This is a genomic window from Paenibacillus sp. MSJ-34 (genome assembly GCF_018918005.1).
Taxonomy (GTDB): Bacteria; Bacillota; Bacilli; order Paenibacillales; family Paenibacillaceae; genus MSJ-34.
Genome location: NZ_JAHLPR010000090.1, coordinates 1 through 8,719, shown reverse-complemented (window position 1 = coordinate 8,719; position 8,719 = coordinate 1). Strand labels below are relative to the sequence as shown.

Genomic DNA, 8,719 nt, shown 5'->3' with positions numbered 1-8,719 from the left:
TCGGGTTCTTTAGCATACGCATTTTTGAAAATTGCTTTCAAAAACACGTTTACATCGATAATTTTAACTCAAGCACCCCAAATTGAGCCTCAATCGCCCGGTTTATTCCGAGATCCTATCTTATTGCCAATATATCTGTAGGAGATAAGGATATCTCATTTGATGGAAGTATTGAGGTTTATGTTGATGATTCGGCGAAAACTGAGTCCTTACTTGGCTCTGTCCCCGTTCAGGTTAAAGGAACTCAAGTAAGTACGTTTTCCGTAGGCAATCGAAGCTTTCCTTAAATTAACTCATTATCAAAACTATTATAAAAGCGGTGGAGCATTGCTCCTTGTTGTAGAAATAAATAAATCAAGAAGGCCAATGTTCCGGAGACTCTGGCGTTGTGAGCAGCTGCGCTTTATCCGGACGCGGTTCCCCCAACATCTCCGACATCTTTCTACAAAAAACACCGATAAGAACCCTAAAGAGGTCATTATCGGTGCTTTCGATGTAGAAATATTTTCGATTAACTTTATTAAAGCACTTGTATGTCTCGACTTTGGAATATTCCCTTCAAAGACAAAACCGCGTTCAAAGAATGTCAGATCCTCCATCTCCTTTCGTGACAAAAAGAAAAATCCACGATATCAGGTGGATTTTCTACTTTTCTATGCTGTTCGTTGCCATTTGTAAGGTTTCTTTATGTAAAGCACGGTCTATTGTAGCTTGAACTTCATCCGTTCTTTTTCCACCTATGCCAACGTAATCCCAAAAGGTAACGCCTAGGCGCTGCTCGATCGCCAACATGGCATGGTCGAAAGCTTGTCCTTTATTCTGTTGTAAATTCGGTTGAGGGAACTTCAGCACTTTTGCCATTGTTCGTACCTCCTATGCTTTGTACTACTATTTTAGCATAGATTTCATCTACGTGCATTACCCTAATTAAAAGTGGCTCCTGCAACGGCGTTATCATAGGGGAAAGCTTTTCTACTAAGCGATCGTGTAACGCCAAACGTTGTCACGAAAATCTGGCTCTCTAATCACCGAAAAACTGGTTCTCTCACACCGTAATAATCTAAAAATATTCAGCTTATAAAGACTTTGGTTAACTGCTCTAATCAAGTGCTCCTTTTCCTTCACTTGTCCCGAAGCTGCTTTTGTGTATGCTACAAGTTTCAGCAAAAATATTATACTGTGGAGCTTTACAAATTTAGCAATTTACTTTTTTATTATTCAACCTGCCATTCTCTCGCTATGGTTTTCCAGTCGACTTCTCGTTCCACATTCCCTGTCCAAACATCCCAAAAGTCCGGATCAGAGGAATGTGGCCGATCCTCCTCTTTTAATTGAGTCATTTCAACTAAAGTTGGAATTGAAGACGCTGCTCCAATCAATAAAGCCTTGCCTGTTGGAAGTACAGGCAGTTCATTTAGCATCTCTCCCAAATTATCAGGAACCAGGCGTTTTACTAATTCCTGGTCACGATCGTTTACTATACGGTGCAACAGGAACGTATTACATTGCGACAGCACCGTTGGAGATAGTTCAGATGGTCTCTGAGAAGAAATCATCAGTCCAAGGCCAAATTTTCTTCCTTCGCGAGCAATTCTCTCGAAAGTTTGAGTGCACATAGATGCTGGCGACAACTCTTCCGTATTTTGCACATACCTGCTAATAAAATGATGCGCTTCTTCAAGAACCATGACGGTCGGCAACGGTTTTCCATTTTTCCTTCGATATCGTTGCAAAGACTCAAAAATAATCCGTGACATTACAGCAACAACTAGATGTATAATTTCAGATGGTACAAGAGATAAGTCAATGATCATGACTTCGCTTCCTTGATCATCCCCAATATATGTTTCTAACCATTCAGATAAAGTAATTTCGCTCTTGTAGTTAATAATAGAAGACATTTTAATGTCAGCCATCATCGTTTGAATACGCATAATTAAATAGTCTACATACTGTATGGCGTTTTGTTCTTTAGATATTTGAGCGATTTGGGCGGTTATTTGATTGAGATCAAACTCAACTGGTGTATCCTCATTAGGTCCTTCATATTCCACCTCACCTCCCCATGAATCTAGGACTTCCTGCATATTTGCAACTAAATTGTCAAAGTCAGCCCTCGAGATACTCTCAAAATATTGTATCGCTTCCCCATCTCTAACAAATGACTTAGAATACTTATTAATTATGTCCTCAATCATTCGAAGAGTTTTCCCTAGTCCAGCAACAACTTCAGAAAGGTGATTATATAGAGTTATCATATGCTCAAAATCACCCTTAAACATAACCAGCCTTTTCCCAAATGCTGTACGTTCATTCTTATCGGACAAAATATCATAGCCTCTGGCAACATGAGTTTTAAGCGCTAAATGGTAGCTCGTCAAGTCTATTCTTGCTTTGAAGATATCATTTGAAATAGTACCGCCATTTCGCAATTCTCTCAATGCACGCCTTAGTATTGGTCGTTGCATTTTTCCACTGGCTTGTGTAATCGAACTCCATTCATAGCTGTTCCACATCCAGGCTGGCACTTGCAGTTGAGTGCTTTCTTTGATCAAATCCTCTCCTATATTCACCCTAAACTTCCTTGGTTTCCCTATAGAATCAAAGGTCTTTGAGTATTCTCCGTTTGGATCAAAAACAATAAAACGCGCATTTAGTGCCCCTGATTTTTTATTGTTGGTTTTAGCAGTCTCAATTGACCAGCGAACCAATCCAGCTACCGAACAGGATTTTCCGCTCCCCGTATTCCCCAAAACAGCAATATGTCTTCCAAAAAGCGTATCTGGGTTTATCTTTACGGGAACATTGCCTGCTATAGGGGCTGTGCCAATTACAACATTGGCGTTCCTTTCTCTATTTTCAACTATTGCCTCCATTTCTTCATTCGTAGGGATAGAAACGGCATCTCCTACGGAAGGAAATTGGTAAACACCTCTTTCAAATTCAAAAGTTCCGTCTCGTTTAGTTTTTAAAGTTCCAAGTAAATTAACTTGCATTTTCCTTTGAGGAAATGGAAGGTCGATTAAATCAAAATCTTTCAATCCTGTTCTTTTGGGATAAAGCGAATTTTCAACACCAATCCAAGATATCATCCCGACTATTGCCCCGACTTCATTAGGAACAAGTACAAATCCGTTTATTTTAGGAAAAGATACTGGAAAACCAGCATTAAAAGCTGTGTTTACTGGTGTATTGAATTCTAATTTCACTCTAATAGTCGATGGACTGACGAATTCGACAGTACCAATTGTGAGATCTCGAAGATAATCAAAATCAGGAATCCCATTCATCAAATCTACCTTCTCCACTTTTGTTTTGAGGTTCTTTATCTCCTCGACGTTCCTTCAATTCATGCGCTTTTACAGAAATTTTGTCTATTGCAGCTTTTGGCAGATACCAATCAACCAGGTACTTTAGATCACTAAAATGGCTTCCAATTAATAAAGTAATCTGCGCAGGGTTATGCTTCTCATAGAAACGTTTTATCCGCTTCGCGCTATCTTCATATGCAATGATAACTAAGTGAGTTGAAGGGAGTGTTAACATGTCCTCAATGATCCGATTTATATGGGAATCACCAAAACTGTAACCATAAACAACAAGTGCAGAGTTAGGGCGACAAAGCGCTGCAGAAAAATCTCGAAACATGTCCGCGTATGGGAAAAAATCAGTTTCAATATCCTTGGAAGAGTTAGGGTAAATAACTACAGCTTCCGCTGATTCTTTCATAAAGTTTGAAGCTCCAAATTGTAATGGTTCTCTTACAATCTTTTTCCCTTGAAACTTCCAGTCGATTGAACCATGCATTTTTGTATACCGTGCTACACCTTCAACATAGCGAGGTTCTCCTCTAATACCTGGCGGATTGTAGTGATAATCTAACTCAAGTTTAGTCGAACGCATAATCGGAGAAATTTTCCCTATAAATCGATCCAACAATAATATACCTGCCATATCACATGCATACTCAATAAATCGATCGTAATTCGTAGTGAAAATGTTAAGGCGATCTCTGCTGGCAGTCCGACTTGCGAAACTTGTAAGGAATGATTTTAGATAGCTTAACGCTTCTTCCGCCTTCTTTTGATAATCTAGTTTTTCTTGTTCCGCCTTACCCTCGTACTCCTCATCAAATATCATCTCTATATCAAATTTTTCAAACTTAGCTTCAAGTGCTTTTTTAAATTGTTCCTCAGTTTTTAAGACTGTTGAAATAAATTCAGATAATGCCGACTCTATACTTGTCTTTAGTTGCAGGGCATCCTCTTCCTGGCCGGCGATTTGCAAACCAGCTAATAATTCAAAGGCAGTTCTCAAATCATCTTCCAAGTTAGCTTTGCCTCTATCGCTTTTAGTAGCCTTTTTATCTGCGTAAATCTTTATATGTTCCTTATAAACTCCATCAAAATCAATCCTCCACATCCCTTGGGAGGGTAGGGATGCTATGGAAGTAACTGCGGTCGTTAACCCTGCGCCCAGCAAAACAGACAGATGTTCGCTTTGAAAAATCGCTGACAACCATGGCTCTATTTCTTTCCTTGCCTCCTCCTCCACTATCTTTTCCTTAATACCATATGTAGAAATGGATCTATTCACCTTCAATATGTGTTCATGCTCCCAATCAATTGCATTTTCCAAATTCCGCATACTTCAAATTCTCCCCCTCAATCAAAATCATTCTCTATTTTCCTACCAGCTCACTGTTGAGATATACAAGTTCAGTAAATTCTAGTCATTTCTCTAAGTTATATTCTAGTTGACCTTTCAATTCCCCTGCTATTTCAACACTTTTCTTAGTTCATATCACCTTATTTTCCTTTAACAAACAAGACCTACAAAATTCTACTTTCAAAAATCTCTTTTTTGGAATAGAGCCCTTTCTTCTTTAACTCTCCAAAAAACGAAAAAACTTTGTAAATAAAGGTTGTTTTAATGAAAGGTGGTTTCACTGTTATATAGTGTGGCGAAGATGTTCAGATGAAATCTGATCTGAATTCATCAAAGCCAACAATATTTATTAAAGGAGTCGATTTAAAATGCAGATCACAATCCGTAGTCACGAAGAAGATGTTACTCTAATGAAGGTACCTGAAGGAGGGACTACCACAAGAGAATCCTCCTCAAAGAATGCGGGCATTACTGCTGCCTGCCTGGACACTCATACGAAATTCATAAACGGGGAGGTTACTTACGGCGGGTATACTTATACCATCGCCAATCTCGCGAAATGGGTGGCATATCAAACGTATAAAAGCTCGAAATATGGAATACTTCCTCCGGCATTTATTCTCGTCCATTGGGGCATTGAACTCGGGTGGAGCGTGTCCTCTTTCCAATCGCGTTGGAACCCGGGTAACCAAACAGCACTTTGTTCCGGTTTTAGCGGGAGTTCAGATGGAACTCCGACAGGAACCAAGTTTGACGGGCCTAACAACGGGGTCAGATCGTATGCAAAGCTGCTTATAGAAGGATACCCGCATATCCAATTTGCGTACTCTCACGGAGGTTTCGATGACGACGGATTAAATGCAGCGTCCACAGCATTGTATAATGGTTACTATTCCAGTTATACCGGCGGGGACACGAGTTATTGTTCTTCGAAAACATATACCCTCACTAACGAGAAAGGTAAACGACCGTGGACAACTACTGGCGGTTATGAAGGTTTTTATAACACGATTAAGAACCGGGATTGTATTTACGCTTATAGAAACCGGGTATTTGATGATCCGAAGCTGCCAGGAATGACGCATCTCTACTCTTAGGTTTCAATGATCGGTAATGTTGCAAGCCTTAAGCCCTTGTTTTTAATTAAAAAACAAGGGCTTTTCATTCGCTTAGAATTTACTAAGTTGCAAGTCTTTTTGTAAGAAAATAGCGCTCACCGCTCTGTTTTTCAGAACAAATACGAGTTGATAGACGCCATCAGTCGAATTTTGTACTAAGCGATTAAAATCGGAATCTGGAAAACTATCCGGATAAGCCTTTTTAACTTCGTCCTCTGTGCTCCCGATTCGAATCCCTCTAGGAGTGCTCCCTGAAAAAGGATTTGTTACCCGGATTGCCCAAACTGGATCAAGAAAAACGGTGATCCCATACTTTTCAAAAATCCATTCCGGATCTCCAATGCCATGCACGGTCGTTTTTTTACTAGGATCGCCATATCGTTCCATCAGGCTATCGCTCGTATCGCCGATTTGTATATCGCCAATCTTCAGATCGTTATAACTTAAGGGCTTCTGATCATAAGGACCTGGATTTACGCCTTGATTAGTGAGCTCGATTTTTTGCACGATGTTTGACGATAACTCAAATATCATTGTCGGGTAATAGCGATTAGCGGATTCGGACCCCCGGTTTTCCCCGTTAATCCAAATCGTTCTTACCCCGTTTTTGTCCGGAGTCCCATTTATGTTTGTAAAGGCATTCTTAATGTGATCAAGCGAGTCGCCTACTCCCAGCTCCTTATCTGTCTTCAGATTGGATTTCCCTTCAATCAGAATCCGACTCACCCCTCTTACAGGAAAGTCAGGCGATTCTTTATAGAAATAGACCGTTGCTGCCTGCTTTGGATAATGCCATATATCTTCTCCGGTGTTGGAATCCGATGAAACTTTAGCGGGTTCTCCTAGAATTCCATAGACGTTTTGTTTCGTGTCCCCTAAATGAACATTTCCTATTGTTGCTGTTTCCTTCGTTAATGAACCGGGAATTTCGTCTTTCGTGTCTATAACGAAATGGATGTCATCTTTATCCGTCTGTTCCTGTATTTCTATAGAAGATTTGGGGGGTTCCGATTCGATGTCGGTCTGTTCGGCCGAAGAGTTTGCATTCGTTAACACGCAGCCGCCCAATAAAGCGATAAGCAATACGCCGGGAAGAGACCAACGATACTTTTTTTTGTCAAAATATTTGATCATCAATATTCTTTTCTTTAATTGAGTTTTGTTAGAAGAAAAGTGTGCGATACTTGTAAAGCGATTCATGGTGGAATTCATCTCCACTAACCGCAAGATCGTATGACCGTAACTAGCAATGTTCGACTGGTTTATATGGGATAATGCCAAGCCATCACATGCCAACTCTTGATCCTGACGCATCCGACAATAGGCATACCATATAACAGGGTTAAACCAGTGTATGACCAACATGCAAATGAATAACGCATTAAACTCAATGTCTTTTCTCCGATAATGCGCTAATTCATGAAGAAAAATATGTTCTAGCTCATCATCCCGCAGCGTTTCTATCGTTCTTTTAGGTAAAAGCAATTTCGGACGAAATAGTCCGTATAAGGTTGGCCCTGAGACGGCGTTTGTGATAAGAAGAGGAATAGTAGCTTTAACTCCCATCGTAATTTTACATCTTTCCAAAATCGATGAAAGCGATGATTCCACTATTTTCGAATTCTTTACCACTTTCTTTTTAAATAAAACGTTCATTCTAATCATGTATATCAATAAAACAGTGATACCCAAAATCCAGAGAACCGCCACATAATTCCAGATCGATGCTCTCCATGTATGGCCTGCTGCAAAATCCGGAAATGGTTCGGTTGCATGTGGATTATGTATGACTTCATCCTTCCCTGCGACAGGTTTTGACGATTCCCCGGGTAGATCCTGCGTTAAAATCCCTGGGGCGTTGTGCAGGGAAACAGACCTTGATTCCACGTCGCTTGACATTGGCATAGGATTTACATTTAGAGCAAAAATGTTAAAGATGCTAAACGAACTTTCAGGGGCAAATGGCAGTATCAGCCTCAAGAGTAATATGATCCATAAAAAATAGTGAATTCTTAGACTTAATTGTTTTTTGAAAACCCATTTGATGAGCAGAATCATGATGACTAATAAACTTGCCATAATCGATGTTGTTAAGAACCATTGAAACAATGCAGTTAGCCATGTCATGAATAATTCAATCACATTCATCCTTTCCCTTCCTTATAAATTGCATCTACGACTTTTCGTCAAGTATTTTTCGTAGTTCTTTAATTTCTTCAGGAGATAAGGACTGTTCTTGTAAAAACTGAACAATCATTGGCTTCATAGCACCGCCATAAATACGCTTAACAAAAGAATGGGTTTCTGCACGTCTACATTCATCTTCCTGATATAGTGGATAAAAGGTATATACTTTCCCCTCCTTATTTATGCCTACCGCCTGTTTTTGAACTAAACGATTCAATAAACTTCGAATGGTTTTAGGTTTCCAGTCCATGATATGTTGCAGAGATTCAATAACCTCGTTTGCGGTACGAGGCGAACTTTCCCAAAGAGCCTCCATAACTTCCCATTCCGCATCCGTAATTTTAGGAATATCTTTTGTCATTTTTGAACCGCCTTTCCAGATTACAAATGTAATACAATTTAATATTACACCCGTAATCCAATCGTGTCAATTTCAAGATATAGTTCAAATTTGTAATAATTTTGTAAAACTTCTTGTCGGAATTAGGATCAGAATAATGCAACTTATAGTGTCTCTATTATATAAGCGGCTTGCTCTCCCTTCCCTTAACATTTAATTGGAAATTTTTTCACTAAAGGTTGTTTTTTTATCTGAATGAGCCATTGTAACTATTAGGAAATAATTTTATAGGATCTCGGAATAAACCGGGCGATTGAGGCTCAATTTGGGGTGCTTGAGTTAAAATTATCGATGTAAACGTGTTTTTGAAAGCAATTTTCAAAAATGCGTATGCTAAAGAACCCGA

General features: G+C 39.5%; 6 protein-coding genes. 1 reads left to right on the top strand and 5 read right to left on the bottom strand.

Annotation, left to right across the window (positions count from 1 at the left end):
* Positions 1-645: 645 nt before the first annotated feature.
* The 3 genes from KQI79_RS26615 to KQI79_RS26605 form a co-directional block, all read right to left on the bottom strand.
* Positions 646-861 (bottom strand): hypothetical protein, encoded by a 216-nt coding sequence (locus tag KQI79_RS26615; RefSeq protein ID WP_216541370.1) that lies wholly within the window; start codon positions 859-861, stop codon positions 646-648.
* A gap of 353 nt (positions 862-1,214) precedes the next feature.
* Complete coding sequence (locus tag KQI79_RS26610; protein ID WP_216541369.1) at positions 1,215-3,290, bottom strand: ATP-binding protein; 2,076 nt, start codon at positions 3,288-3,290, stop codon at positions 1,215-1,217.
* Positions 3,274-4,647, bottom strand: coding sequence for an SIR2 family protein (locus KQI79_RS26605; protein WP_216541368.1), 1,374 nt, complete (start codon positions 4,645-4,647; stop codon positions 3,274-3,276). The genes KQI79_RS26610 and KQI79_RS26605 overlap by 17 nt, the downstream gene beginning before the upstream one ends.
* Before the next feature lie 389 nt (positions 4,648-5,036).
* Between KQI79_RS26605 and KQI79_RS26600 the strand changes: the two genes are divergently transcribed.
* Positions 5,037-5,765, top strand: a complete 729-nt coding sequence (locus KQI79_RS26600) for a hypothetical protein (protein ID WP_216541367.1) — start codon at positions 5,037-5,039, stop codon at positions 5,763-5,765.
* Positions 5,766-5,837: 72 nt separating this feature from the next.
* On the opposite strand, the gene KQI79_RS26595 is transcribed toward KQI79_RS26600, so the two are convergent.
* Both KQI79_RS26595 and blaI read right to left on the bottom strand, forming a co-directional pair.
* A complete protein-coding gene (locus KQI79_RS26595; protein ID WP_216541366.1) occupies positions 5,838-7,934 on the bottom strand; it encodes a M56 family metallopeptidase in 2,097 nt (698 codons plus the stop codon).
* Between the two features lie 25 nt (positions 7,935-7,959).
* A complete protein-coding gene (blaI, locus tag KQI79_RS26590; protein WP_216541365.1) occupies positions 7,960-8,334 on the bottom strand; it encodes a penicillinase repressor BlaI in 375 nt (124 codons plus the stop codon).
* Positions 8,335-8,719: the final 385 nt, after the last annotated feature.

Coding starts and splice junctions, on each gene's coding strand:
- KQI79_RS26615 (WP_216541370.1), bottom strand. CDS start 861: ATGGCAAAAGTGCTGAAGTTCCCTCAACCGAATTTACAACAGAATAAA.
- KQI79_RS26610 (WP_216541369.1), bottom strand. CDS start 3,290: ATGAATGGGATTCCTGATTTTGATTATCTTCGAGATCTCACAATTGGT.
- KQI79_RS26605 (WP_216541368.1), bottom strand. CDS start 4,647: ATGCGGAATTTGGAAAATGCAATTGATTGGGAGCATGAACACATATTG.
- KQI79_RS26600 (WP_216541367.1), top strand. CDS start 5,037: ATGCAGATCACAATCCGTAGTCACGAAGAAGATGTTACTCTAATGAAG.
- KQI79_RS26595 (WP_216541366.1), bottom strand. CDS start 7,934: ATGAATGTGATTGAATTATTCATGACATGGCTAACTGCATTGTTTCAA.
- blaI (WP_216541365.1), bottom strand. CDS start 8,334: ATGACAAAAGATATTCCTAAAATTACGGATGCGGAATGGGAAGTTATG.